The sequence below is a fragment of the Natrinema sp. 1APR25-10V2 genome (assembly GCF_031626495.1).
GTDB lineage: Archaea > Halobacteriota > Halobacteria > Halobacteriales > Natrialbaceae > Natrinema.
The window spans coordinates 638,869-663,050 of sequence record NZ_JAMQOJ010000003.1; the positions used below are offsets into that span (position 1 = coordinate 638,869).

Below are 24,182 nucleotides of genomic sequence, written 5' to 3' on the forward strand. Positions count from 1 at the left end.
CTCCGACACTCATCGTCCGCTTCGGCCGTCGGCCTTGGTATTGACACGTCGGCGTTTACAACGCTTGCGACACTACAGACGTGTATGGTTACCACAATCTCGCCCAGTCGACTCGCCGAACTGCAGGACGAGGACGCGGACTACGTTCTCGTCGATACCCGCCCCGACGACAGCTACGAGGCCTGGCACATCGCGGGCGCGATCCATTTTCCGTTCGGTCCCGAGGAGGAACTCGACGGCCGACTCGAGGACCTCGAGGAGACCGTCGGCGACGCCGACCGCGTGATCGCCGTCTGCGCGAAGGGAATCTCCTCGAGCAATCTGGCGACGCGCCTCGAGTCGGCGACCGACGAGTTCGACGTGGCAGCGGTCGACGGGGGGATGAAGGGGTGGAGCGGCGTCTACGATCGCGCCGAGGTCGACGTCGGCGACGATCTGACGGTCGTCCAGATCCAGCGGCGCGCGAAGGGCTGTCTCGGCTACGTCGTCGGCTGCGACGAGACGGGTGAGGCCGCCGTCGTCGACCCGACTGCGGACACCGACGAGTACGAGGTCGCCGCCGAGGAGGCCGACCTCTCGATCACGGCCGTGATCGATACCCACGTGCACGCCGACCACATTTCCGGCGGTCGCCAGCTCGCCGACGACCTCGATGTCCCCTACTACCTCGGCGAGCGGGCGAGCGAGCGCGACGTGGAACGCGAGTACACGCCACTCGAGCGCAACGAGGTTCTGACGGTGGGTGAGCGCGAGCTGAAGGCGGTGTTCGCACCCGGCCACACCAGCGAGATGATCAACCTGCTGGTCGACGACGCGGCGCTGCTGACCGCCGACACGCTGCACGTCGACTCGACGGGCCGGACGGAACTCGAATTCAGCGAGGACGAGGGCGAGCGAGGGGCGACGCTGCTCTACGAGACGCTCCATCGGACGATCCTGGCCGAGCCCGAGAGCGTCGCCGTCCTCCCGGGACACGTGACGGTCACCGCGGACGGCGAGTTCGAGCACGGCGCGCCCGACGAGCCGATCCAGACGACGATCCGCGACGCGCGGACGGGGATCGACCTGCTCGACCTCGAGGAAGACGCGTTCGTCGACCGCATGGCCGACGCCGGCGAGAAGCCGTCGAACTACGAGGAGATCATCGAGTACAACCGCGGCGCGGCCGAGATTCCACCCGAGGAGCGGGTGGAACTCGAGTTAGGGCCGAACAACTGTTCTGCCTGAGCCGGCAGACGGCGCGAGAGCCGTGAGCGGCACCTTACGCCTTCGCGCCGGCGACGCCGCTGCCGATCGCCGCGCCGCACTTGTTACAGGCGACGAGATAGAACCGTTTCGAGGCCGCGAAGAAACCGGTGGTGGCGTCCATCTCGACGAATTCCACGTCGGTCTTTTCGGAGAGGGTCGCGTCGCATTCGGGGCAGTGGACCATACAGTTCGTAATGATAGCGGTCCTATAATTCTTGTCCTCGTGAACAACTCCTCCCTGCTCGCGTGGCGCCTGGGGTGAGCTAAACCGCACCGCCGCCACCGCCGGCTTTCGCCCCGGCGACGCCGCTGCCGATCGTCGCGCCGCAAGCCGCGCAGTTGGCCACGTAGAACCGTTTCGAGGCCGCGAGGAAGCCGGTCGTCGAATCCATTTCGACGAAATCGATATCGGATTCCGCCGAGAGGGTCGTCTCGCAGTCGGGACAGTGGACCATGCGGTCGAAATGGTCGCTCGTCCTGAAAGTCTTTGCGTCGATCGGTCGCGTCTCGACGCGGGCCGAATACCACCGGCCGTCCTCACCGCGAATACGTCTCGAGGCGGTGGATCCGCCCGTCCGCGAGTTCGAAGAAGTCCGCGAACTCGAAGAGCGTCGTCCCGTCCTCGGTCACGCGACCCCGGACCGCGACTCGTCCGTCCGCGGCGACGACCGACTCGAGTTCGTGGTCGGTGTCCGGGTTCGGTCGCTTCTCGCGCATGAACTCGACGAAGGCGTCGCGGTCCTCGAACGTGCGATCGGGGCGGCGCTGTGAGAACGTGGGCGCGAGGACCGCCTCGAGCGCGTCGTAGTCGTGATCGTCGAGCGCGTCGTAGTATCGCCGGACGAGCGCGGCCGAATCCATACGTGGCGTTTCGCGGCGAGCGTCAAAAGCGTGCCACTCTCCCGACTGTTCGCGTCGCCGAATCGAGGGCTGAGTCTGGCGAACCCTTACACGTGTGGGTGACACTACCAACCATATGGTAGCGACGGACGACTACCGGGAAGCCGTCTCGCTGGAGGATCTCGAGGAAGCAGACGGCGAACTGGTGACGATCGACGGGACGGCGATCGCGCTGTTCCATCACGAAGGCGATGTGAGGGCGGTCGACAACCGCTGTCCGCACATGGGGTTTCCACTATCGAAGGGGAGCGTCGACGACGGCGTCCTCACCTGCCATTGGCACCACGCACGGTTCGAACTCTCCTGTGGCGACACGTTCGATCCCTGGGCCGATGACGTCCAGACGTATCCGACCGACGTCCGGGACGGGACCGTGTACGTGAACCCGAACCCGTCCCACGAGTTACCGCCTGCCGAACGCTGGGCGGACCGCCTCGAGACCGGCCTCGAAGAGAACCTCCGACTCGTCGTCGCGAAATCGGTGATCGGCCTCTCGGACGCTGGGGTCGACTATCGCGAGCCGATGGCGACGGCCCTCACGTTCGGTACCAGATATAGGGAGTCGGGATGGGGAGCGGGACTGACCGTTCTGGGATGTATGGCGAATCTGATCGACGACCTCGCTCCCGTGGACCGAAAGCGAGCGCTGTACACCGGCGTTCGCCACGTCGCGGACGATTGTGCCGACCAGCCGCCGAACTTCGATCAACCGTCGTTTTCGACCGACGAAGTCCCGTTCGACCGGTTGAAGTCCTGGTTCCGGAACTGCGTCGAGGTCCGCGATGCCGACGGTGCCGAACGCTGCCTCCGGACGGCCGTCGCGACGGGACACACCGAGGCAGAGGTCGCCGAACTCCTCGTCGCCGCCGCGACCGACCACCCGTACCTCTCGAGCGGCCACGTCCTCGATTTCGCCAACACGGCCTTCGAAAGCCTCGAGCACGTCGGCTGGGACGCGGCCGGCGAGGCGTTAGCGAGTCTGGTCGATCCTCTCACGAGCGCCGACCGAAGCGACGAGCAGTCCGCATGGCGACAGCCGGTCGACCTCGTCGGGTTGCTCGAGGACGTCTACGGTGGTGACGTGACAGCAACCAGCGGTCTCGAGAGACTCGCGAACGAGGGAGCGGAGAAGGTCTGGTCGCCGCCGTCGACGTTTCAGGAGACGTTACGATCGGACGATCCCGAAGCGATCGTGGACACCCTCGCGACCGCCGTCCGGGAGGGGGCGACGACCGAGGCCCTCGCGGCGGAAGTCGCCCACGCTGCCGCGGTCCGCGTGGCCCAGTTCGGGACCGCGAACGAGTTCGCCGACTGGAACACCGTCCACCATACGTTCACATACGCGAACGCGGTCCACGGGAGCGCTCGACGGACGGACGCGATCGAACCCTACCGCGGCGTCTTCGACGGCGCCCTCAACGTCTATCTCGATCGGTTTCTCAATACGCCGCCGACGCCGATCCCCGACCCCGGCGCGAACGACACCGGGCGGAACGCCGATCCGATCCTTGCGGACCTCCTCGAGACCTTCGACACCGACGGCGAGGTGAACGAAGCGGGACGGCTCGTTGCCGAGTTCTTCGACTGCGACGGCGACCCCGTCGAACTGAAGCGCACCCTCGGCCACGGGTTGCTGCGCGAGGACGCAGGCTTCCACGCACTCCAGAACCTCGAGGCGGCGTTCCGACAGTTCGATCTAGCGAAGATGCGAGCGGCCGAAGGCGAGGGAAACTCCGCCGCCGATCTCGAACGACGACGGTACGTCCCGATGATCGCGACCGCACGCTATCTGGCCGCCCACTTCCCAACCCGTCGGCAGGCGGAACAGACGTTCACAACCGCCGCGCGACTCAACCGCGGCGAGACGATCCACGACGACTAGCCGCAGTCGGTCCGCTCGCGTTCCACATTCCTTTTCTCTCGGCTTCACCTATCGTCTCGCGTGGAGTGCCACGTCTACTACGAGGGCGACGACGACCCCGAGAAGTGCACCGCGCGTCGCCTCGAGAAGTTCGACAAGGCGACCCTCTACCGCTCGATGGGGCAGGTGCCGTACGGGGTCGTGCTCAACCCCCACGCCGAGCGGGCGCTCTCGCCCGCTGACGCGGAGGAGGGGCTGGGGACGCTGGTCGCCCTCGACTGCTCGTGGGAGTCCGCCGAGGCCGCGTCGTTCGAGATGAACGGCGTTCATCGGGCGCTCCCCTTCCTCGTCGCCGCGAACCCGGTCAACTACGGTCGGCCGTTCCGGCTGACCACCGTCGAGGCGCTGGCCGGCGCGGCCTGCATCTTCGACGACTGGGAACTGGCCGCGGACCTGCTCGAACCGTTCCGCTGGGGCGAGACCTTCCTGACGCTCAACGAGGAGCCGTTGCGCCGGTACAGCGAGTGCGCGGACTCGAGCGACGTAGTTGCGGTTCAAGAGGACTATCTGGCCGACGAGGAGTGACGGCTCGAGCGGTCGAATCGGGAATCGCCCGCGCCGGTCGGTACGGCAACCATAGCGGTTAAATGCACCACGGCTAAAGGGTGGGTATGGCCAGTTTCGACGCCGCCGAGAAACGGACGCTCGAGAAGATGATCTGCATGCGCTGTAACGCTCGCAACTCCAAGCGGGCGAACCGCTGTCGCAAGTGCGGCTACGAGAAGCTTCGCCCCAAGGCGAAAGAGCCCCGCGCCGCATAATCGACCGCTCCGTTCTCAATCGTCTTTCCATCCGTAGTCGCAACACCTGTCCGTTCGCGCACCTCGAGTCATCTGTCTCGGACGCGATACGCGCGACAGGGATACGAGTCGTGACGGACGGCGTCAGTCCACGAACTCGACGCCGGTGATCACGAATCGCGCCCCACCGGAGCGGCTCTCCTCGACTCCGATCTCCCAGCCGTGCGCGTCGACGATTTTTTCGACTATCCGCAGCCCGAGTCCGATTCCGTCCGCGCTCGTCGAGTACTCCTCGTCGAAGAGGTCGGACTCGTTCGCGGCAACGCCGCGGCCGTCGTCAGCGACGTAAAACCCGTTCGCGACCGCACCGACGGTAATTCGAACGTCCCGACCACCGTGCTCGACCGCGTTCCGAAAGAGGTTCTCGAGCACCTGTGCGAGGCGGCTCCGATCCGCCTCGACGACGCGATCGGTATCGACTTCGAGCGTCGCGTCCGCCGTGGCGACGTTAGTCCAGCAGTCCCGGACGGTCTCCGCAAGATCGACCGGTTCCGTCTCGCCGATCACCGCCCCTTCGCGGGCGAGTACGAGCAGGTCCTCGAGCAACAGCTCCGTCCGATCCAGCGCGTCCATGGCCGCGTCGACGTACTCGCTGTCGGAATTGGCGGCGGCCGACTCGAGGTTGGCGGTCGCGACGTTCAACGGATTGCGCAGGTCGTGGGACACCGCGCCGACGAACTCCTCGAGGAGTTCGTTCTTCCGCTCGAGTTCCTGCCGTCGGGCGTTCCGTTCGGTGACGTCCCGATAGAGCCACAGGTTTGCCTCACCGTCCGGGAGCGTGTACGGCACGTACGTCCGCTCGAGCGTACGGCCGTCCGCGAGCCGTACCTCCTCGTCGCGCACGGGATCCCGCTGGGCGAGCACCGTCTCGATGCGAGCGACCGCCCTGTCGGCATCGGCGAAGTGGGATTTCAGTTCCTCGGCCATTCGGTCGCAGTTTCGACCGATCAGGTCCGCTGGCTCCACCCCCACGCCCAGAATCTCGCACAGCGCCGGGTTCGCCGCGACGATCGTGCGGTCCGAATCCTCGACGAGAACGCCGACCGGGAGGTGTTCCAATAGCGCCGCGAGGGCAGTCTTCGTTTCGTAGAGTTCGACAGTGCTGGTCGGTGCTGAATTACCGTGTGTCATTGATTTCCGTTCCTCGGTCCATCGGCGCTCATTCGGACTCCATCGGGGCCGACTCGAGCTCCGAGCATACGTCGAGTACGGTCGTCAGGGACTGTGTCGGCTGTCTGTACCGAATCGTCCCGCTTCGGCGATCGTACTCGATACAGCCCGCTGCCTGCAATCGAGGCAGTACAGTGTGAATCAGCGCTCCCCTCGCTCGGTTCAGTTGTTCGGTACTCGGTGACTCCGAGACGGTCTCCCGGTTCGTGGCGAGTTGCTCCGCCAGTTCGTCGACAGTGGCGGCCTCGTTTTTCCGGAGATAGTAGAGCGCGTACCGCCGTCGGTGACTCGAGACGAGATCCAACAGCCTGTCCAACCCGCCTCCCCCGCCATCCGTCCGCACGGCCGTTCTGGATTCACCGACTGTTCTCCCTGAACCGACAGTCGCCCCCTCGCCGTTCATACGTCTGAACAGTCGTTCCTGCGAGTTATTCTTTATGGCTGATTGACAAGTATTATTCGGAGAACGGAACGCAAATACTGACCGTCTCGAGAACGGATTTATTCCCCTGCAGTAGCTATCACCGCTGGAGACAGTTTCGGTCGGAACCCCTGGACGGAGTTCCTACTCGTCGGGATACTTCGGTTCCCGCTTCTCGGCTCGCTCGAGCGACGTCTCCACCACGTCGCGAACGTCGCCGTGGAAGACGCCGCCGTGGCCGGCGTACATGTGTTCGACACCCTCGGGCATGCGCTCGAGCAGGTTCCGAATGCTCTCGATGAGCCGCTCGCGGGACTGGCCGGCCATGTCAGTGCGTCCGAAGCTGCCGTAGTCGAAGGCGCCGTCGTCGTGGACGACCACGTCGCCGGAGAACAGCGACGACTCGGAGACCAGCGAGACGTGGTCGTCGGCGTGGCCCGGCGTGAAGACCACGTCGAACGTCTCGTCGCCGATCTCGACGGTATCGCCGTCGTCGATCTCGTGGGTGCGCGCCGGGTGGTCGGCGTAGGCGTACACGTCCGGGTCGAACGCCTCGACGACCGCCTCGAGCTGGGCAACGTGATCGCCGTGCTGGTGGGTCAGGACGATCGCCTCGAGGTCGTCGGTGTGGGAACGAATTTCGTCGACGACGCCGTCCATCGCGCCGGCGTCGACCAGCGCGGTCCGGTCGCCGACAGCGAGGTAGGCGTTACAGGTGAACGTCTCCGCGTTCTCGGTGACGTGGTGGACTTCCATACCCCGACACTTGTGGGCCGACGGCAAAAACGGTGGCATCGATTTCCGTCGGAGCCAGGACTGTTTACAGTCGTTCGATCCCTGTACGGTATGATGGATTTCTTATACGGATCGGATGTATCACCCGAGACGAGGGCGCTCCCATAGCTGTGAACGAGTTGAATAACCCTAATAAACTGGTGACCATGGAATTTTTCAATCGGTATCCCGTAGACGACACTGTATGGGATTCGGGAGCTACGACGAATCCGAACAGCAGGAAGTCGACGCTGATTTTGACGACGACGACGCAGTCAAATCGGGAGAGAACAGCCACGAAGGAACCATCGAGTTCGAAAACGGTGCGTCCAGCGACGAGTTACTCGATCGGCTCAAAGAGATCAAAGGCGAAGACGAGGCCTGATGAAAGCCGGGGTGCGGGCGCTGGGCATCGCCGAATCGTACCGCAGCGACCGTGACGACGGCCGAAATCGCAGCACGCTGGCCGGTGCCGTCGTCCGCGCCGACCGCGTCTGTGACGGACTCGCGTACGCCGACTGCACCGTCGGCGGCACCGACGCGACCGACGCCGTCGTCGGCCTGCTCGAGGACCTCGGCCGGCCGGACGTCCGGTACGTCCTGCTCGGCGCTGTCGCCCCCGCGTGGTACAACCTTCTCGATCTTTCGCGCGTTCACCAGGCCGCCGACCGACCGGTACTCGCCGTTACGTTCGAGGCGAGCGACGGTCTCGAGGGCGGCCTCCGAGACGCTTTTTCGGGCACCGAACTCGAGCAGCGACTCGAGACCTATCGGTCGCTCCCGGACCGCCGCGAACTGACGGTCAACGGCGAGACGGTCTACGTCAGGTGCCTCGGTCTCGAGCCCGCCGACGCCGACGATATCGTCCGGGCGTTCACGCCGGCCGGCGGTCGTCCGGAGCCGATCCGGGTGGCGAAGCTGGCGGCTCGAGCGGCCGATTCCTACCTCCGGCCGGACGACTGGGGGAGGTGAGCGTCGCCCGGCGAAGCCGGCAGTGGCGAGCCGAAAGAGGTAGGTAGCGGCCGCCTGAGCCACCGGTATGGGTGAGATGGAGGATCTCTGCGTCACCGAGTGTACCCGCTGTCCGGCGCTGGTCGACTCCCGCAGTCGGATCGTCAACGGCACCGGCCCCGAGGACGCCGACCTGCTGTTCGTTGGCGAGGGACCCGGAGCCAACGAGGACGAGCAGGGCGAGCCGTTCGTCGGGCGTAGCGGCTCCGTGCTGGACGACGGACTCCGGGACGTCGGCCTCGCGCGCGAGGACGTTCGCATCACCAACTGCGTGCGCTGTCGGCCGCCCGAGAACCGCGACCCCACGAAAGAGGAGCTCGGGAACTGCCGGGGCTACCTCGAGCGCGAGATCGACCGACTCGACCCCGAGGTGATCGTCACGCTGGGAAAGGTCCCGAGCGAACACCTCCTGGGGCGCTCGGTCGCGGTCACCAAGGAGGCCGGCGATCTCGAGGAGGTCCGCATCGAGGACGCGCCGCGTCGCGTCCTGCTCTGCGTTCACCCGGCGGCGACGCTGTACGATCGCAGTCAGCGGGAGACGTTCGAGGCTGCACTCGAGCGCGCGGCAGAGCTTTCGGGACTCGACGATAGCGAGGGCGGACAGACGCGACTCGACGGCTTCTGAACGCCGCCTCTCCTTACTCCCGCGAGCGCTATCAAGGACTTTCGAGCGACGGATAAAGCTAAGAAATTATATCTGTGCGTGCTATCAATAACGGGTTACGCATGTCTCGGTCCTCGACCTCCGCAACTGCTTCGCCCTCAAACCCATCGTGGCGATACGGTGTGTACCTGTTTCCGGTTGCACCGCTACTGTATCTCGTGACGTACGCCGCGATCAGCCTCTTCACGCTCGCTGCCGCGAACGAATCGGGCGTCGTCACGGTCGCCACCTTCGTGGTAACCGTTCTCACTGGATGGTTGTCGTACCTCTTCGCTATCGTCGTCGCGGTCGCGCTAGTGACGCACGGGCGCTCCGCGATCACCCCGGGTGGAACCCGAATCCGTGGCTCGCGGCCGGCGTCGCGATCGTCCATCTCACTGGCGCAGTATTGGCAGCGCCGTATCTCCTTTCGGTCCCCGCGATCGCGTACTACGTGTACCAGCGGCGACGGCGCGTCGGCGACGACGGTAGCGACAGCGGGCGGAGCCCAGCGGACGCGTCGGTCGAGCGATCGACGCTCGAGTAGCACGCGATTGCGCGAAGGGCAACGCACTTGAACGCGCTCGACCGAGTACCGGTATGAGCAGTGTCTCCGCAACACAGGAGCAGTCCCTCGCCTCGGTGGTCGTCGTCGACTACGGGCTGGGGAACCTCCGCAGCGTCACCCGCGGCCTGGAGCGTGCGGGTGCCGACGTCGAGATCACCGACGATCCCGCGGCGTTCGACGCCGCCGACGGCGTAGTGCTACCGGGCGTCGGCGCGTTCCGGGAGGGCATCGAAAACGCCGATCCGCTCCGCGAGGATCTCCTCGCGGTCGCCGACCGCGGCCAGCCCCTCTTTGGCATCTGTCTCGGGATGCAGATGCTGCTGACCTCGAGCGAGGAGGGCGAAACCGACGGCGACGCCGCCGTCGAGGGACTGGATCTCGTTCCGGGTACCAACGTCCGATTTGCGGAGGGCCAGAAGGTGCCCCACATGGGCTGGAACGAACTCGACGTCCAGCGTGACCACCCGCTGGTCGAAGGCATCGACGGGAACTACGCCTACTTCGTCCACTCCTACTACGCGGTCCCCGACGACGAGCGCGCGACGGTCGCGACGACCGACTACGAACGCGAGTTCCCCTCGATCGTCGCCAACGAGGCGGGCAACGTCTTCGGGACGCAGTTCCACCCCGAGAAGAGCGGCGAGACGGGACTGCAGATTCTGCGGAACTTCGTCGAGATCTGCGCTTAAGCGTAGTCGGACCGACGCGAACGGTAGGGTACGACGTCCACTCTCGATCCGTGGTGGTGCCCCGACTCGACGGCTCGGTTTCGGCTGGTTGAGTTCCAGCGACGCTGATCGGGCACTCAGACGCGACGCTGATTTGGCACTCGGACAGCGTCTCGAGCAGATGGAGGGTTCGATCTCGAAGGGACACACCCCGCGGTGCCGCTGTATGGGGTCGAGAGAGGGTTTGTATCGATGGGAATCGAGGGAAGCGGGTTGAGAGCAACTGCCGAACGGTCGGTGAGCGCGATACCGAGCCCGGAAGCAATCACCACTGATAAATACTATTGCTGCTTCAACGTCCATTAGCTGAATTGGACGAAGAAGCGTTCGACCGGATTGGACGCGGCAGCGCAACTCGAGTCGAACCGACCGCCGTTCTCACCGAGTCGAACTGACCGCCGTTCTCACCCGGCCTCGAGGTTCTCTCCCCCTGAGTTCCCGCTTCGACTCAGCGTTCTCTCTCGGTCCATACTCGTCGTTCTCACCCGGTGACGACGTTCGTCGCGTGCCCGTCGCGTTCTGGAAATCCGCCGTCCGGTCCCGACCTGATCCCCCGCATCGAGTCGACCCACACCGCCACACCGATACAGCGGCACCGCGGGGTGTGTCTCGCCCATACAGCGGCACCGAGGAGTCAGATACCGGCCGACTCTCTCTTCATCCGAACTCTTTTCGTCCCATACAGCGGAACTATGGTGTCCGTCCCGATCAGGGGTCTGGCTCCGCGTCCGTCGAGAAGGACCATCTGGGGCGCCGCCAATCGACTATCTGGTCTGCTCCACCGCCGCTCAACTGGTGTTCCGACCGTCGCGCGGGGCTACCTGCCACACAGCGATATCTGAACACCTTCACTGCGCACCGCGACGAGCGCCACTATACAGCGGCACGCCGGGGCTCCGGCTATACAGCGGCACCGCGGGGTGTGTCTTCCGCTATACAGCGGCACTCTGGGGCCCGTCCGCTCGGGGATACGCCGATCCCGGCGTGGCCTTCAGCAGCCTATACAGCGGCACCGCGGGGTGTGTCTTCCGCTATACAGCGGCACTCAGGGGTGAGATTTAGTCAAATCAGCGACTCTCGCGTCGGAACTTCGTGTATACAGCGGCACTCCGGTTCCGAACGTTTAAGCCATCGCGGCGCGTCGTCACCGACGACTGAATGTCTGGCTCGATGGATTACTTCGGAAGCGAGAACGAAATCTTCCGGAACAAGGAACTCTTGCAGGTCTCGCATCTCCCGGACGGTGACCGGATCATCGGCCGCGAGGACGAACTGACGAACCTCGCGAACGCGATCAAGCCCGCTACGCGAGGAAACACGCCGAACAACGTCCTCGTCTATGGAAAGACGGGGACCGGGAAGTCGCTGTGCTCGAAGTTCATCACGAATCAAGCGATCGAACGCGCCGAGGGCAACGACGTTTCGATCGGCGTGGCGTACGTCGACTGTCTCCAGGAATCGACGGAGACGCAGGCAGTACAGTCGGCGGGCCATCAGCTCAACGATCCCGCGGCGACGGACGTCTCGATCCCCCACTCGGGGCTGAGCACGGCCGAGTACTATCGGCGGCTCTGGCACATCGTCGACACCCGCTACGACGTCGCGCTGATCATCCTCGACGAAGTCGACAAGATCGAGGACGACGACATCCTGATGCAGCTCTCGAGGGCCGTCGAGTCCGGGAAACTCACGTCGAGCACGGTCGGCGTCATCGGCATCTCGAACAAGGTCCGCTACAAGGACTCGTTAGACGAGCGAATCAAGTCCAGCCTCTGCGAACGGGAGTACGTCTTCTCGCCTTACGACGCGACCCAGATCCGAGAAATACTGCGCTCGCGGTCGGACGCGTTCCACGAGGGCGTCCTCGAGGACGGCGTCGTTCCTCGGGTCGCGGCGCTGGCCGCCCGCGAACACGGCGACGCGCGCAAGGCGATCGACATCTTGCGGTTCGCCGGCGAGATCGCCGAAGAGAACGGTCTCGAGATGGTCACCGAGGGCTGCGTCGATCAGGCCCACGAGCGCGAGGAGACCAGTCGGCTGGCCGAACTGATCTCCAAAAGCCCCAGTCACGCAAAACTCGTCCTCGAGGCGATGGCGCTGTTGACCCAGCAGAAGGGAAGCGACACCGCACCGGTGACGACCAACGAGGCCTACGATCTCTACAAGCGCCTCTGCGAACGGGACGGTTCGGAGCACCTGAAGCTGCGCCGCGTTCGGGACATCCTCTCGGAACTCGAGTTCCTCTCCATCATCGACCAGGAGCGGAAGTGGGCCGGCAAGGGAAAAGGCAACTATATGGAGAATCGGCTGATCGACGATCCCGAGGTCATCATCGCGGCCTGTAACGAGTCCGACTAGCGGCGTCCTCAGTCAATCCGGTTCTGCGCTCCCGTCTCGCACCCGTTCAGCGCAGTTCGGCGCGCGATCGCACGATGGCGAGCCGAGCGCTGATTGATCGTTCGATGAGCTCGACCCCGGCGAGCGGAAATCGAACCGCGCACCGATCTCAGATCAGTTCTCGGACGTCCGAATACCACATGTCGTGATAGTCGACGTGGCCGACCCGGCGGGCGATCGCGACGGCCAGCGAGTGCCAGCAGCGCTCGGTCGGATCGTCGGCATCGAGATTGTACTCGCTGTCCTTGCAGGTACAGCCGCCGTCCTCGACGATGTACTCGTCGTCGTAGCCGACGACGATCGTGAAATCGCGGTAGGCCTTCACCCGGTTTTCGCCGACCGCCTCGATGGCGCGGACCCCGCGGTCGCCGTGGATCCGCGAGATGTCGCCGACGATCTCGGGCGTGAGTTCGCCGGCTTCCTCGAGGGCGGCCTGCCATCGCTCGACTGGGTTGGCCTCCGACACGATCGGAACTGTGTACCGAACTGTAAAATCGGTTTGGTTGTCGCGCGGAACGTCGCCGCCGACGCGAGCGTCGAGCCCGGCCGAGATCACGACGTTTTTCGACCGGGGGCGTCCAGAACACGTATGCGCGTCACCGAGGGCGGGGTCGAACTCGAGGTCCCCGGCGAGCAGACCGAGGGAGTCGAGGAGGCGGTCTTCTACAACCCGCGACAGGAACTGAACCGGGATCTGACGATCGCGACGCTGCGGGCCTACCGCGAGCGCGAGGACCGCGCCGAGTCGTATCTGGACGCGATGACCGCAAGCGGCGTCCGCGGGGTTCGAGCGGCCGCCGACGGCTGGGACGTGACCTGCTGTGACGTCGACGAGGAAGCGGTTGCCCTCGCCCGGGACAACCTCGAGCGAAACGACTGCGAGGGGCGGGTCGAACACCGCAACGTCAACGCCCTCATGCATGAGGAGCCGTTCGACGTGATCGACCTCGATCCCTACGGGACGCCGATGCCGTTCGCCGACGCCGCGTTCGCGAACTGCCGGGACCTGGTCTGTGTCACCGCGACCGACACCGCGCCGATGTGCGGCGCGCACTTCAACAGCGGCGTGCGCTCGTACTCCGCCGTCCCGCGGAACACGGACTACCACGCCGAGATGGGCGTGCGGACCCTCGTTTCGGCGCTGGCCCGCAGCGCGGCCCGGTTCGACGTCGGCATCGAACCGCTGCTTACCCACGCGACCAGCCATTACGTGCGGACCTATCTCGAGCTGACCCACAAGGCCACGTCGGCCGACGCCGCGATCGACGCGTTAGGCCACCTCTATCACTGTGAAGACTGCCTCTACCGCGAGGCCGATCCGGGGCTGATCGCCGACCCGCTCGAGCGCTGTCCCCACTGTGACGGAAACCGCGTCCTTGCGGCCGGCCCGGTCTGGCTCGGCCCCGTGCAGGACCCGTCGTTCATCGGGGCGGTCCGCGACGAAATCCCGTACACGTTTGATACTGCGCCCGAGGCCCGCGACCTCTGTGACACGCTCGCGGCCGAACTCGACACGCCGACCCACTACGATCAGCACAAACTCTGTCGGAACTGGGGGCTGCCCGCGAACGCGATGGACGAGTTCCTCGCCGACCTGCGCGAGGCGGGCCATGCGGCGTCTCGAGCCCACTACGGCGGGACGACGTTCAAGACGGACGCGAGCGTCGAGGAGATCCGTGCGGCGACCGAGGAGAACCTCGACTGACCCCGCTGCCCCGTCGGTCGGGCGCTACTCGAGGTCGGCGTACAGCCGGACGAGTCCGCACTCCGGACAGCAAACCCCCTGTAGCTTCGTCGTGTTTCGCACGCCGATCTTCCCCAGGAGCCCGTCGCGCTTGCCAGTCGCGATCGACGGTTTCATTCCCTCGCCATCGCGGACGGAGGCCTGTTCCATCGTCACGCCGCAGTCGGGACAGCGTCGCTGCTCCATACGGTCCGGTTGACGCGCTGATAGAAAAACGAGGCGGGTTCGACGTGACCACCGACCGATCTCGAGTCGCCACCCCGATCGACGGACCCGTCGACCGCGAACACAGTGCCGACAGCCGTGACGAATTTCCGCCGTACAGTTTCTACGGAAGCCGTACGTGGCTGAGATCGGTCGGGCTGGGAAACGAAACCGGTGCCGACTCGAGCGGCCGCGAACGGCAGTGCCGACGTAACGAGCCGTTGGGGTGGCGTGCCATGCGATTACATATTGCGGCCGGACACGTAGGTATCGACGTGATCGATCACCGTCGGGGACGCGAGCTGACGACGCGGGCTCTCCGGCTCGCGAAGGACGAACAGCTGACGCTGCTGGCGGCCGGGGTCGCGTTCTACGGCTTCATCTCGATCGTCCCATTGACGTTGCTCGCGCTGGGAATTGCCGCGTCGATCGGAGGAGAGGCGCTCGCGACTCGGCTGTCGGTCGCGGCCGAGGACATCCTCACGGCGCAGGCCCAGGAGTTGCTCGCCGAGACGATCGTCGATGAGACCAATCGGCAGGGAGCGACCGTCGTCGGTATCCTCGGATTGCTCTGGGGCTCGAGCCGGGTGCTGCGCGGCCTCGATCGGGCCTTCTCCGAGGTGTACGGCACCGCGGGGTCGAAATCGCTGCTCGATACGATCTGGGACGCGACGATCGTCTCCCTCGTCATCGCCGGCGGCCTCGTCCTCGTCGGGATCCTCGAGTACGCGATCCAGTTCCTTCCGGGATCCGGACTGGCTATCGTCGGGCAGTTTTTCGTCGTGGTCGGACTGGCAGTGACGTTCCTGCCGCTGTACGTCATCTTCCCCGACGCGAACGTAGGGATCCGCGAGGCCGTCCCGGGAACGATCGTCGCCGCGGTCGGCTGGTTCGTGCTCAGCCGGACGTTCGCGGTGTACACCACCATCGCCGTCGGTTACACGGTGTACGGCGCGCTCGGGGCCGTCTTCCTCGTGCTCATCTGGCTGTATCTCGGCGCGATCGTCCTCGTCTTCGCGGCGGTCCTCAACGCGGTCCTCGCCGACCGTGAAGTGGATCGGCAGCTACAAAGTCCCGGCGGACGACAGGTCTCGACAGAAGCGATGACCGACGACGCCACGGGTGCCGACGAGGGGGCCGCCGAGGACCGCGAGAGCGAGCGCACCGCGACGAGCCGTGTGAGCGCCCGGACGCACGACCGGGCGGACGATCCGGAAGTCCTGCGCGAGGAGATCGAGCGCCTGCGCGACCGCGTCGACGACTTCGAGGACGACGTCGAGGACCGAACCGTCAGGAAAGAGTCCCTCGAGGGCGACCTCAAGCGCTACGTTCGCCGCCGGATCCGCCGCGGCCACGCCCGCGACTGGGGGCCGTACCTCGTCTTGCTGTACGGGACCGCGATGTCCATCGGGGCGTTTTACTTCCTCGAGGGCGGCTGGGCGATCCTCGCGCTGTTCGTCGTCTGGACCTCGACGCTCGGCCTCTACGTCCTGATGGTCCTGTTCGGCTTCGGAATCTCCCTGCTCGACGTCCCCGGTCGCCTGCGCGATGCGATCGGCGAGCGACGTTCCTGACGCCTTACTGTTCCGTCGGAACGGAGCGGCGGACGAACCGTCGGACTCGATCCGTGTACGTCGCCGGTCGGTGGAGGTTGCAGATGTGGCCGGCGTCCGCGAGCACCTCGACGCGCCCGTCTCTCGCCGCGGCGGCGTGGGCCTGCTCGCCGCGGCGCATCAGCTTGTCGTTCTCGCCGTTGAGGATCAGCGTCGAGGCGGGGACGGTCGAGAGTTTCGCCCGGAAGTCCTCGCCGGCGATCTCCGGCCCCGCGTCGCCGAACGGTTTCGGGTAGAAGCCGGCGTCGATGATCTCCCGTTTGACGTCCCGCGGAAGGTCCCGATTCCGCACCCAGCGCGTCGCCAGTTTCTCGACGGCGCGCTTCCCGAGGTCGGGTTTGGTCAGGAGCCGCGCCAGCCCGCCGGTCAGTCGGGTGCCGAGCTCTATCCCCCTCGTCGGGTTCACGCTGCTGCCCGACAGCACTAGCCCGTCGACCGCGTCGGGATGCCGATAGGCGTACTCGGTCGCCGCGTAGCCGCCCAGCGAGAGCCCGACGAGGACCGCCGAGCCGTCGGTGTGCGTCTCGAGGGCGTCCTCGAGGACGTCGATCGCCGGCTCCATTCGGAACGGCTCGTCGGCGCGAGCGCCGTGGCCGGGGAGGTCCGGGGCGACGACGCGGAACCGGTCCTCGAGTTCGCGTCGCTGGGGCAGCCACATCCGTCGCGTGAATATCGCGCCGTGAACGAATACGATCGACTGCGCGTCCGCGGGGCCGGCGACGTCGGTTCCCTTGTCACCGCCTCGTTCGTCTCTGCGGGCCATAGTCGTCGGACGTATCACGAGCAGGGACTTAGTAGACCGGCCGGAAACGCGCAGCGAGAGAACGTCGGCTCGTGGGCGAGAGACGGCCAGCGTCGCAGTCGAGCAGTGACGGACGCGAGTGCCCACGCGACGGCTATCGATCCTCGGTGGCGTCGTCGTCGGTCTCGTCCTCCAAGCCGGCGTCGGCGAGTCGTTTCTCCTCTGGATCGTCGTCGACTCCCCGCGCGCCGTCCTCGGTCGTCGGCCCACGATCGGCCGCGTCGGATTCGCGAACCGCGTCCGGATCGACCGCCGCGTCGGTTCGGTCGGCGTCCTCGGTGGGCTCGACGGCCGCGTCCGTCCGCTGGGCGCCCTCGTCTGGCCGGGCCGAGAGCCCCGTATCTCGGTCCGTCAACTCGGCCGGGTCGACCTCCGCACCGCGGCCCCGGTCCTCGACGGCGTCCAGATCGTCGGCCGAGTCTCGCCGGTCGGCTTCCATCTCGTCGTCGATTTCGGTCTCGTCGAGCCCGCTCATCCCTCCCGCCGGCTCCGTCTCCGGATCGCGCTCGGCCCCGCGTTCGACGTCGGGAGCTCCGTGGACGGGCAGTTCTCCCTCGAGCCGAACGGCGTCGGCGGTGATCTCTCGGACCGACGCGCGGTCGAGCGTGATGCGTTGCTCGGCGACGCCGTCCCAGCCGAGCGAGGACTTGATCGATTCCACGGCCGACGGGTCGGGTCTGACGTGGGCGATGTCGCCTTCGACCGCGGCGATGACGCCCACCTCGTCCCCGTTGGCGTTCCTGACGGGTTTGTCGATATCGTCGTCCGAAAAGGTGGCACGCATGTGGTTTGCTACCTCGACTCGAGGCAAGCCGGTACTGCCTGCAACGGCCGGTCGCTGGTAATGGGGGACCGGTCGACCGACGCGGCCGTCAATCGATCGGAAACCGGAGCAGCGCACCGACGCCGTCGAACGCCTCGTGGAACCGCTCGCCGTCGGCGAAGTCGTCCGGTACCACGACCGTCTCGCCGCCCTGCTCGAGCGTTCGGTCGCCGAACTCCTGTAACTGCGGCCCCTCGAGCGCCGTCGAGAGCAGGAGCGTCTCGACTGCGTCGTACTCGAGGGCGTCGTCGACCGCCTCGCGGCCGTAAGCCACGGGAATCTCATCGTCCTGAATGCCCTCGAAGAAGATCTCGAGCGTCTCGCGCGTGTCGGTCCGGTCGCGCTCGTCGACGGCGTCTTCGCCGCGCTCGGCGAGCTGGCGGAGGCCCTGTTCGGTGGCGTACTCGACGGCGAACTCGCCGATCAGCTCGTCCGCGAGGCGGTGATCGAGCTCGGCTTCGTCGCGGAACTCCTCGACGGTGCCCGTGGTGCCGCCGAGCAACACGCCGTCGACCGGTTCGCCCTCGACGAACTCGAGACGGGCGCGCTCGGCGACCTCGTCGAAGAAGTCGCGCTTCTGCCGTTCGCGGTCGCGCTCGAAGCGCTCGGCCGACTGCCCGCCCGCGCTCGACTTCCCGGGCACGTCGCTGTCGAACGTCTCGATGGGGTCGACGCCGTCGCCGTTCAGCCGGCCCAGCGCGGCCCCGCCGCGCTCGACGACCAGCAGCCCGTAGGTCGCGTCGGAGCCCGTCACGTCCTCGAACGGCTCGAGATCGAACTCGTTTGCGTGCTCGTAGGTTCTCTCGTCGATGGCGACGGGCAGATCGTCGAAGGTGGCGGTGACGAGGTCGCCGTCGACGACGCCGGCGTAGAGCACGAGCCCATCCTCCGGGATCTCGTCGTACTCGTTCAGTCGGCTCCGGACGTCATCGAGGGCCGTCTCGAGCGGTTTGGGGACGGGTCGGTCGTCGCGCTGAGTCGCCTCGGCGTAGTCGGTTTCGACGGGCTGGCGCGCTTCGCCGATCGACTGGTCGGGCGGGACGGCCAGGGTAACGAGTACGTCGCGATCCGCCGATGCGGCCGAGAGCCGATCGAGTCGCTCGTGGAGTTCGTAGTTCACGCGGGACATGCGTGTCAGGGTGTCGTCGCCACACCGTTACCCGTGCCGTGGGCCGCGGGCTTGTCGAACCAGCGTCCCAGCCACGAGATCACAGCGCGGCGTCTATGATCCGGTACGACCGACTCGAGGGTGAATCCCCTGCCGGCAGCCGACGGTGATCGACTGTCAGCGGGTGGCCGCGAACCGTCGGGTATCGCGGTCAGTCGTCGCGCTCGAGTTGGTCGCCGCCGAACTCGTCGTCGCTCTGGATGCGCGAGGCCTGCGGGCCGTCCTGATCCTGATACTTCGAGCCGCGCTCGCTGCCGTAGGGGCGTTCGGCTTCCGTCTTGAGCTCCGTGAAGGTGAGCTGCGAGATGCGCATCCCGGGCGTGAGCGCGACGGGCGCGCTGCCGAGATTGGAGAGCTCGAGGGTGATCTGGCCCCGGTAGCCGGGATCACAGAGGCCGGCTGTCGCGTGGACGACGATGGCGAGCCGACCCAGCGAGGATCGCCCCTCGACGTGGGCGATCAGGTCCGCGGGAATCTCGACGCGCTCGTAGGTCGTGCCGAGCACGAAGTCGCCGGGGTGAAGGATGAAGTCGTCGCCCTCGTCGACGATCGTCTCGGTGACGTACTCGCCGACTTCCTGTTCGGAATTGGGGTGGATACACGGGATGTTCGTCCGCTGGAACTCGAGGAACTCCCGTCCCAGTCGGAGGTCGATGCTGGCGGGCTGGACTTGCAGCTCCGGGTCGTCGAGCGGCTCGACGACGAGGTCGCCGGTCTCGAGGCGCTCTAAGATGTCCGCGTCGGAGAGGATCATACCGAGTAGGAGCCAGCACTGGGCCATAAATTCCGTCATTCCGAATGAGCAGTCGGCCGACGGACCGCCCCGACTTCGACGTCCGATCCGTCGACACGCCCGGCGGTCACGGAGCCGGCGGCTCCTCGAAGATCGTGACCGGCAGAACATGTGAACGATCTGAAAACCTCTCTCGGACGGCCTAATCGATTATAACGGTGTCTGGTGAAAGCCGACGCATGGACGGGAGGCAGGACCGGTTTACGGGGGACACGGAGGTTCTACACCAGCGAGCGGTCAGGATTCCGCTTCCGGACGCGGAGGCCGAACGTGTCTTCCACGAAAACATGATGACCGTAGCGGACGCTCGAGAGCGGAAGGCGGACCTGCTGGCCGATCCCGATAGCCCGGTGTTGTCCGCGTACGAGGCGGAACGGGACCGCATCGCCGAGACCTTCGAACGACGCCTCAGGCGGATCGCCGGGGACGACTATCGGGAGGTCGCGATGGCGTACAACCGCGGGGAGCGAGACGACCGGATCGGCGCGCTCGCCGCGTACTACTTCGAGGGAGCGTGGCGAGCCCAACAGCGGACCACTATCACCGAAATGGTGTTCGCCCCGCTCATCCTCCGATATCCCGACTGTTTCACGATGAACATGCGGTTCGCGAGCGGCTACACGACACCGCGATCGATCCGCTACGAGTCGCCGGAACACTCCTCGGAGGAGTTAGACGACGAGCACGCCGAGCGGTACTACAAAGAGAGCCGCTACTCGCAGCAGCAGGCAGCGACGTATCTCCAGGAGACGGCCGAGATCATCCGCGAGGAGTTCCCCGATCCCGACGAGACGTCGTTCGAGGAGCGCAAGTACGGCGGCATCGTCTCGGCCAGCGGCCGGCGCGGGTCGACCTTCTCGGCGCTGCTCGAGCGCGTCGAGCCCGACCCCGACCGGTTTTCGGACCCGGTCGACGAACCGACGCTCGTCGAGGCGGGACCGGAGGCGAAACGGACGGAACGGGAACTGCTCTGCGAGAGCGAAGTCGTCTACTGACACGGACTCGGATCGCCGGGGTTGCCGCGAGCGTATCGCTGTGAAGTAGTGATCGCGCAGTACGGACGGTGCAGGAAACGGTGCTCGTGGGGGCTCAGACCGATGGGAGGCTGATGGCGAATTCGCGCTCGAGGACGGCGTCCCACTCTTCCGGGTCGACCGCAGTGGCTGACTCTTCGGTTCCCGTTCGGCGCGTGAGGGTGTCGGCGTCGAGACCGACCCATCCGTTCCGAGTGGAGCGTTTGACGATAGGACCCGTAGTGAAGGTGCCGTTCGGCCGGTTGGCGAGAAACTCGCAGGTGGCTTCGAAGTAACTGAGCGTCCGAGGCTCGGTCTGGAACCGATAGCGGAGCTCCCAGCCGTCGGCACCGGGGTCGCGTTTCTGAAGGACGTAGTCCGACAGCGGCGCATCGCTGGGGACGACCCGCCAGGAGATGCCGACGGCGTCTTCGACGGGAGTCCCATCGAACGGGATCGGCTCGCGTATCTGTGGGGTCCCGGTGCCCACGTCGACGAGATACGCTCGGTCCAGGTGAACGACGTTCGTATGGTGGTTCGCGGGCGGATGACCGAGGCTGTCGTCATCGCCGCCGATGCGAGCGGCACAGCGATCTGCGTCGAACCCGAGCGCGGTGAGCAGCCGATTGAACAGCCCGTTGATCTCGAAGCAGAAGCCACCACGGCGGCGAGTAACGACCTTCTCGTAGAGGTCGGCGAGAGAAAGCGAGACACCGTCGCCCGCGTAGTCACCGTGCGGGTGGCCGACGATGTCGAGGTTCTCGAACGGGACGCTGGTGGCGTGTGCGGGGACGATGGTATGGAGCGTGTCGAGGTCGGCAGGTAGGTCCGCTGGACCGGGGTCCGTGAGACCGATTCGGTCGAGATAGCGGTCCACGTTCATCCTTCGGTCGAACACTTCGTCCCGAGTACATATCAAATCCCCGTACAGCACGCAGCTTCGACGGATAACGGGGAGCCGCTTCCGCTCGGTACCCCTTCGGTCGTACTGACGACGCACCGCTTTTTGACTCGCACGCGACGAGTACCGACTCGCGTCGATCCCGTCGTATAGTCACGGCTAAAGGGCTCCCCCTCCTCGAGTCGGCCATGAAACAGGCCATCGTCGCCCGCACGGATATCGGGATGGGACAGGGGAAACTCGCCGCACAGGTCGCCCACGCGTCGCTGTCGGCCTACGAGAAGGCGGACAACCAACTGCAATCGCAGTGGAAGCAGGGCGGCCAGAAGAAGGTCGTTCTGAAAGGCGAGAGCGAGCGCCAACTGCACGAACTCTCGGAAATCGCCGACCAGGCGGGGATTCCGAACGCGATCGTCCGCGACGCCGGCCACACGCAACTCGAACCCGGCACCGTCACCGCACTGGCCGTCGGACCGGCCGCCGACGACCGCGTGGATAGCGTGACCGGCGAGCTCTCGCTCTTCTAATCGGAGCGGTAGCCCCGCGGCTCCTCCCTGATCGTCGAATCGTCGTCGGTTCGCGGCGCGTCGGCAAGAACGCTCGGGAGCCGTGAACCGAGGTCGATCGACTCGCTACCCAGCACCGCGAACCCGGCGAAGATCGTCAGAAAGCCGGCGACCGCGAGCGCTTCGACGGTCTCGCCGAGCAGCGCCCACCCGCCGAGCGTCGAGACGACCGGGACGACGTAGAAGATCAGGTTCGCGCGGATTGCACCGGCCGCGTCGATGAGGCCGAAGTAGGCGATGTAGGCGAGGACGCCCGCAAAGAGGCTGACGTAGCCGAGCGTGAGGACTGCTTCCGGGGTCCACTCGATCGCCGCCGCCGACTCGCCGCCGGACCAGGCCAGCAGGTGACACAGCGCCGCGGCGAAGGGGAGCCCCCAGGCGACGCGGACCGTACTCGAGAGGTTGCTGTCGGCCCGCCGGATGAGAACGGCCCCGAGCGCGGCGCTGACCGCGCCGGCAAACAGGATCCCCTTGCCGCCGGCCCCGCCCAGCAGGTTCGCGGGATCGGGGCTGACTACGAGACCGACGCCGAACAGCCCCATCCCCATCCCGGTCGCGCCGCGGGCGGAGAGACGCTCGTCGGCGAGCAGTACCGCGGCGAAGACGGGAGTCAGAACGGGACTGAGGCTGAAGACGATCGAGGAGACGGCGCTCGAGACGGACCCCTGTCCGACGAACAGCAGGGCGTTCGCCAGCCCGATGGAGAGAACGCCGGTGGCGAGGATGCCGATGGCGTCGTCGCGGGTCCGCGGGAGCAGTTCCGTCCGCGACGAGGTCCAGCCCACGTAGGTCAGCATGATGACGGCGGCGATGTCGAACCGGAACGCGACGAATAGCAGCGGCGGGAAATAGGCGAGTCCGGCCTTCGCGGCGACGAACGTGCCGCCGAAGAACAGACTCGAGAGGGCGAAGAACGCGAGCGTTCGCCGGGAGACCATTTACGCCGTCACCCCCAATCGAATCGTGTCCGTCGCCCCGTAGACGAGCGACGCGTAGATACCGGGAATCATCGTAGTATACCGTACGAACGCCGGGTTTATAGTTTCGTTCAGAAATAATTTCGAGGTAAGAAAACGATGCGTGCCGGGAAACGATCGGCCGTCGCGATACCCCCGCACGTCGTGAAAGCGTTTCACACCGCGAAAACGGTTTACCACAGCGGGAACGAGGAGAGGGTATGGAATCGGCGCTCGAGGAGATCGAGTTTCTCGCGCTCTCGGCGAACCGCGTCGAGGTGCTGCGGTTGCTTTCGGCCGGGCGGCGGACGCGAACCGAGTTAGCGGCCGAGACCGGTGCCTCGCAGGCGACGCTCGGCCGGATTCTGGGTGACTTCGAGGACCGGTCGTGGATCAGACGAGACGGCGACGGGTACGTCGCGACCGCCACGGGACGGCTCGTCGCGGAGGGCTTTACCGACCTGCAAGAGATCCTCGAGACGGAGGGGAAGCTGCGCGACATCGTGGACTACCTGCCGACCCACGCGATGGACGTCGACCTTCGGCGGCTCGCGGACGCGACGATCACCGCTCCCAGCGCCACGCGGCCGAACGCGCCGCTGGGGCGGCTACTCGACGTTCTCGAGGACGGCGTCGACGTCCGGACGTTCTCGCATACGTTTAACGAACAAGCGTTGGGCGTCGTTCGAGAGCGCGTGACTGACGGCGAGCAGCGGTTTCGAGGCGTGTTCGGCCGCAGTGCGATCGACGCGCTGACCGACGATACGGCGCTCCGGGGACAACTCGAGGCCCTGCTCGCGGCCGACGGCGCCGAGATCAGGGTCCGCGAAGAGGGAGTCCCGATCGCAGTGATGCTCGTCGACGATCTGGTCTATCTGCTCTTGCGCGACGAGAACGGCATCCTGCGAGCGTCCGTCGACACCGACGACGACGCCGTGCGCGCGTGGGCCGTGGACGCGCTGGACCACTACTGGCGGACGGCGACGCCGCTCGAGCCCGAATCGTTGTCGGACTGACG

30 protein-coding genes are annotated in these 24,182 nt (G+C 66.0%); 15 read left to right on the plus strand and 15 right to left on the minus strand.

Annotation, left to right across the window (positions count from 1 at the left end):
• The first annotated feature begins 84 nt into the window (after window positions 1–84).
• Window positions 85–1,227, plus strand: a complete 1,143-nt coding sequence (locus tag NDO75_RS12530) for a rhodanese-like domain-containing protein (protein ID WP_310906668.1) — start codon at window positions 85–87, stop codon at window positions 1,225–1,227.
• 34 nt (window positions 1,228–1,261) lie between these two features.
• Here the strand turns inward: NDO75_RS12530 and NDO75_RS12535 are convergent, their stop codons facing one another.
• From NDO75_RS12535 to NDO75_RS12545, 3 genes are all read right to left on the minus strand, one after another.
• Window positions 1,262–1,432 (minus strand): hypothetical protein, encoded by a 171-nt coding sequence (locus NDO75_RS12535; protein ID WP_310906669.1) that lies wholly within the window; start codon window positions 1,430–1,432, stop codon window positions 1,262–1,264.
• 79 nt (window positions 1,433–1,511) lie between these two features.
• On the minus strand, window positions 1,512–1,703 hold the full coding sequence (locus NDO75_RS12540; protein ID WP_310906670.1) for a hypothetical protein: 192 nt from the start codon (window positions 1,701–1,703) through the stop codon (window positions 1,512–1,514).
• A gap of 82 nt (window positions 1,704–1,785) precedes the next feature.
• Window positions 1,786–2,109 (minus strand): nuclear transport factor 2 family protein, encoded by a 324-nt coding sequence (locus tag NDO75_RS12545; protein ID WP_310906672.1) that lies wholly within the window; start codon window positions 2,107–2,109, stop codon window positions 1,786–1,788.
• A 115-nt stretch (window positions 2,110–2,224) separates the two neighbouring features.
• Between NDO75_RS12545 and NDO75_RS12550 the strand changes: the two genes are divergently transcribed.
• The 3 genes from NDO75_RS12550 (at window position 2,225) to NDO75_RS12560 (ending at window position 4,830) form a co-directional block, all read left to right on the plus strand.
• Complete coding sequence (locus NDO75_RS12550) at window positions 2,225–4,030, plus strand: Rieske (2Fe-2S) protein (protein WP_310906673.1); 1,806 nt, start codon at window positions 2,225–2,227, stop codon at window positions 4,028–4,030.
• A gap of 60 nt (window positions 4,031–4,090) precedes the next feature.
• On the plus strand, window positions 4,091–4,594 hold the full coding sequence (locus tag NDO75_RS12555; protein ID WP_310906674.1) for a DUF367 family protein: 504 nt from the start codon (window positions 4,091–4,093) through the stop codon (window positions 4,592–4,594).
• Between the two features lie 86 nt (window positions 4,595–4,680).
• Window positions 4,681–4,830: a 50S ribosomal protein L40e gene (locus NDO75_RS12560; RefSeq protein ID WP_310906675.1), complete on the plus strand. Its 150-nt coding sequence runs from the start codon at window positions 4,681–4,683 to the stop codon at window positions 4,828–4,830.
• 123 nt (window positions 4,831–4,953) lie between these two features.
• Here the strand turns inward: NDO75_RS12560 and NDO75_RS12565 are convergent, their stop codons facing one another.
• The 3 genes from NDO75_RS12565 to NDO75_RS12575 form a co-directional block, all read right to left on the minus strand.
• Window positions 4,954–6,000, minus strand: coding sequence for a PAS domain-containing sensor histidine kinase (locus tag NDO75_RS12565; RefSeq protein WP_310906676.1), 1,047 nt, complete (start codon window positions 5,998–6,000; stop codon window positions 4,954–4,956).
• Window positions 6,001–6,028: 28 nt separating this feature from the next.
• Window positions 6,029–6,442 carry a hypothetical protein gene (locus NDO75_RS12570; RefSeq protein ID WP_310906677.1) on the minus strand — a complete coding sequence of 138 codons (414 nt, stop codon included), beginning with the start codon at window positions 6,440–6,442 and terminating at the stop codon, window positions 6,029–6,031.
• 162 nt (window positions 6,443–6,604) lie between these two features.
• Window positions 6,605–7,216, minus strand: coding sequence for an MBL fold metallo-hydrolase (locus NDO75_RS12575; RefSeq protein WP_310906678.1), 612 nt, complete (start codon window positions 7,214–7,216; stop codon window positions 6,605–6,607).
• Between the two features lie 223 nt (window positions 7,217–7,439).
• Here NDO75_RS12575 and NDO75_RS12580 point away from each other — a divergent pair, with 223 nt between their 5' ends.
• The 3 genes from NDO75_RS12580 (at window position 7,440) to NDO75_RS12590 (ending at window position 8,870) form a co-directional block, all read left to right on the plus strand.
• Window positions 7,440–7,619, plus strand: a complete 180-nt coding sequence (locus NDO75_RS12580; RefSeq protein ID WP_310906679.1) for a DUF5786 family protein — start codon at window positions 7,440–7,442, stop codon at window positions 7,617–7,619.
• Window positions 7,619–8,206 (plus strand): DUF99 family protein, encoded by a 588-nt coding sequence (locus tag NDO75_RS12585; protein ID WP_310906680.1) that lies wholly within the window; start codon window positions 7,619–7,621, stop codon window positions 8,204–8,206. Before NDO75_RS12580 ends, NDO75_RS12585 begins: the two co-directional genes overlap by 1 nt.
• A 67-nt stretch (window positions 8,207–8,273) precedes the next feature.
• Window positions 8,274–8,870 carry a uracil-DNA glycosylase gene (locus tag NDO75_RS12590; RefSeq protein ID WP_310906682.1) on the plus strand — a complete coding sequence of 199 codons (597 nt, stop codon included), beginning with the start codon at window positions 8,274–8,276 and terminating at the stop codon, window positions 8,868–8,870.
• A gap of 58 nt (window positions 8,871–8,928) precedes the next feature.
• Here NDO75_RS12590 and NDO75_RS12595 read toward each other — a convergent pair whose 3' ends face one another.
• On the minus strand, window positions 8,929–9,282 hold the full coding sequence (locus NDO75_RS12595) for a hypothetical protein (RefSeq protein WP_310906683.1): 354 nt from the start codon (window positions 9,280–9,282) through the stop codon (window positions 8,929–8,931).
• Window positions 9,283–9,297: 15 nt separating this feature from the next.
• Here NDO75_RS12595 and NDO75_RS12600 point away from each other — a divergent pair, with 15 nt between their 5' ends.
• The 3 genes from NDO75_RS12600 to NDO75_RS12610 all read left to right on the plus strand — a co-directional run bounded on the left by NDO75_RS12600 (window position 9,298) and on the right by NDO75_RS12610 (window position 12,542).
• Complete coding sequence (locus NDO75_RS12600; protein ID WP_310906684.1) at window positions 9,298–9,435, plus strand: hypothetical protein; 138 nt, start codon at window positions 9,298–9,300, stop codon at window positions 9,433–9,435.
• A gap of 53 nt (window positions 9,436–9,488) precedes the next feature.
• Window positions 9,489–10,145, plus strand: coding sequence for an imidazole glycerol phosphate synthase subunit HisH (hisH, locus tag NDO75_RS12605; protein WP_310906685.1), 657 nt, complete (start codon window positions 9,489–9,491; stop codon window positions 10,143–10,145).
• Window positions 10,146–11,342: 1,197 nt separating this feature from the next.
• Window positions 11,343–12,542 carry an orc1/cdc6 family replication initiation protein gene (locus NDO75_RS12610; protein ID WP_310906686.1) on the plus strand — a complete coding sequence of 400 codons (1,200 nt, stop codon included), beginning with the start codon at window positions 11,343–11,345 and terminating at the stop codon, window positions 12,540–12,542.
• Between the two features lie 148 nt (window positions 12,543–12,690).
• On the opposite strand, the gene NDO75_RS12615 is transcribed toward NDO75_RS12610, so the two are convergent.
• Window positions 12,691–13,047: a hypothetical protein gene (locus NDO75_RS12615; protein ID WP_310906687.1), complete on the minus strand. Its 357-nt coding sequence runs from the start codon at window positions 13,045–13,047 to the stop codon at window positions 12,691–12,693.
• Between the two features lie 123 nt (window positions 13,048–13,170).
• Between NDO75_RS12615 and NDO75_RS12620 the strand changes: the two genes are divergently transcribed.
• Complete coding sequence (locus tag NDO75_RS12620) at window positions 13,171–14,286, plus strand: tRNA (guanine(26)-N(2))-dimethyltransferase (protein WP_310906688.1); 1,116 nt, start codon at window positions 13,171–13,173, stop codon at window positions 14,284–14,286.
• 24 nt (window positions 14,287–14,310) lie between these two features.
• Here the strand turns inward: NDO75_RS12620 and NDO75_RS12625 are convergent, their stop codons facing one another.
• The gene (locus tag NDO75_RS12625; RefSeq protein ID WP_310906690.1) at window positions 14,311–14,511 is read right to left on the minus strand and encodes a hypothetical protein; all 201 of its coding nucleotides are present in this window, start codon (window positions 14,509–14,511) and stop codon (window positions 14,311–14,313) included.
• 254 nt (window positions 14,512–14,765) lie between these two features.
• Here NDO75_RS12625 and NDO75_RS12630 point away from each other — a divergent pair, with 254 nt between their 5' ends.
• Window positions 14,766–16,103, plus strand: a complete 1,338-nt coding sequence (locus tag NDO75_RS12630) for a YihY/virulence factor BrkB family protein (protein WP_310906692.1) — start codon at window positions 14,766–14,768, stop codon at window positions 16,101–16,103.
• Between the two features lie 4 nt (window positions 16,104–16,107).
• On the opposite strand, the gene NDO75_RS12635 is transcribed toward NDO75_RS12630, so the two are convergent.
• The 4 genes from NDO75_RS12635 to dcd all read right to left on the minus strand — a co-directional run bounded on the left by NDO75_RS12635 (window position 16,108) and on the right by dcd (window position 19,689).
• A complete protein-coding gene (locus tag NDO75_RS12635; protein ID WP_310906694.1) occupies window positions 16,108–16,905 on the minus strand; it encodes an alpha/beta hydrolase in 798 nt (265 codons plus the stop codon).
• 133 nt (window positions 16,906–17,038) lie between these two features.
• Window positions 17,039–17,728, minus strand: a complete 690-nt coding sequence (locus NDO75_RS12640; RefSeq protein ID WP_310906695.1) for a hypothetical protein — start codon at window positions 17,726–17,728, stop codon at window positions 17,039–17,041.
• An 88-nt stretch (window positions 17,729–17,816) separates the two neighbouring features.
• On the minus strand, window positions 17,817–18,896 hold the full coding sequence (locus tag NDO75_RS12645) for a Vms1/Ankzf1 family peptidyl-tRNA hydrolase (protein ID WP_310906696.1): 1,080 nt from the start codon (window positions 18,894–18,896) through the stop codon (window positions 17,817–17,819).
• A 190-nt stretch (window positions 18,897–19,086) separates the two neighbouring features.
• A complete protein-coding gene (gene dcd, locus NDO75_RS12650) occupies window positions 19,087–19,689 on the minus strand; it encodes a dCTP deaminase (protein ID WP_310906697.1) in 603 nt (200 codons plus the stop codon).
• A gap of 218 nt (window positions 19,690–19,907) precedes the next feature.
• On the opposite strand from dcd, the gene NDO75_RS12655 reads away from it, so the two are divergent.
• A complete protein-coding gene (locus NDO75_RS12655; RefSeq protein WP_310906698.1) occupies window positions 19,908–20,723 on the plus strand; it encodes a hypothetical protein in 816 nt (271 codons plus the stop codon).
• 94 nt (window positions 20,724–20,817) lie between these two features.
• On the opposite strand, the gene NDO75_RS12660 is transcribed toward NDO75_RS12655, so the two are convergent.
• Entirely contained in the window at window positions 20,818–21,624 is an 807-nt protein-coding gene (locus NDO75_RS12660) for an arylamine N-acetyltransferase (protein ID WP_310906700.1), read from the minus strand.
• A gap of 206 nt (window positions 21,625–21,830) precedes the next feature.
• On the opposite strand from NDO75_RS12660, the gene pth2 reads away from it, so the two are divergent.
• Complete coding sequence (gene pth2, locus NDO75_RS12665; protein ID WP_310906702.1) at window positions 21,831–22,169, plus strand: peptidyl-tRNA hydrolase Pth2; 339 nt, start codon at window positions 21,831–21,833, stop codon at window positions 22,167–22,169.
• Here pth2 and NDO75_RS12670 read toward each other — a convergent pair.
• On the minus strand, window positions 22,166–23,146 hold the full coding sequence (locus NDO75_RS12670) for a DMT family transporter (RefSeq protein ID WP_310906704.1): 981 nt from the start codon (window positions 23,144–23,146) through the stop codon (window positions 22,166–22,168). The two genes, pth2 and NDO75_RS12670, sit on opposite strands and share 4 nt — an antisense overlap.
• A gap of 239 nt (window positions 23,147–23,385) precedes the next feature.
• On the opposite strand from NDO75_RS12670, the gene NDO75_RS12675 reads away from it, so the two are divergent.
• Window positions 23,386–24,180, plus strand: a complete 795-nt coding sequence (locus NDO75_RS12675; protein ID WP_310906706.1) for a helix-turn-helix domain-containing protein — start codon at window positions 23,386–23,388, stop codon at window positions 24,178–24,180.
• Window positions 24,181–24,182 lie beyond the last annotated feature (2 nt).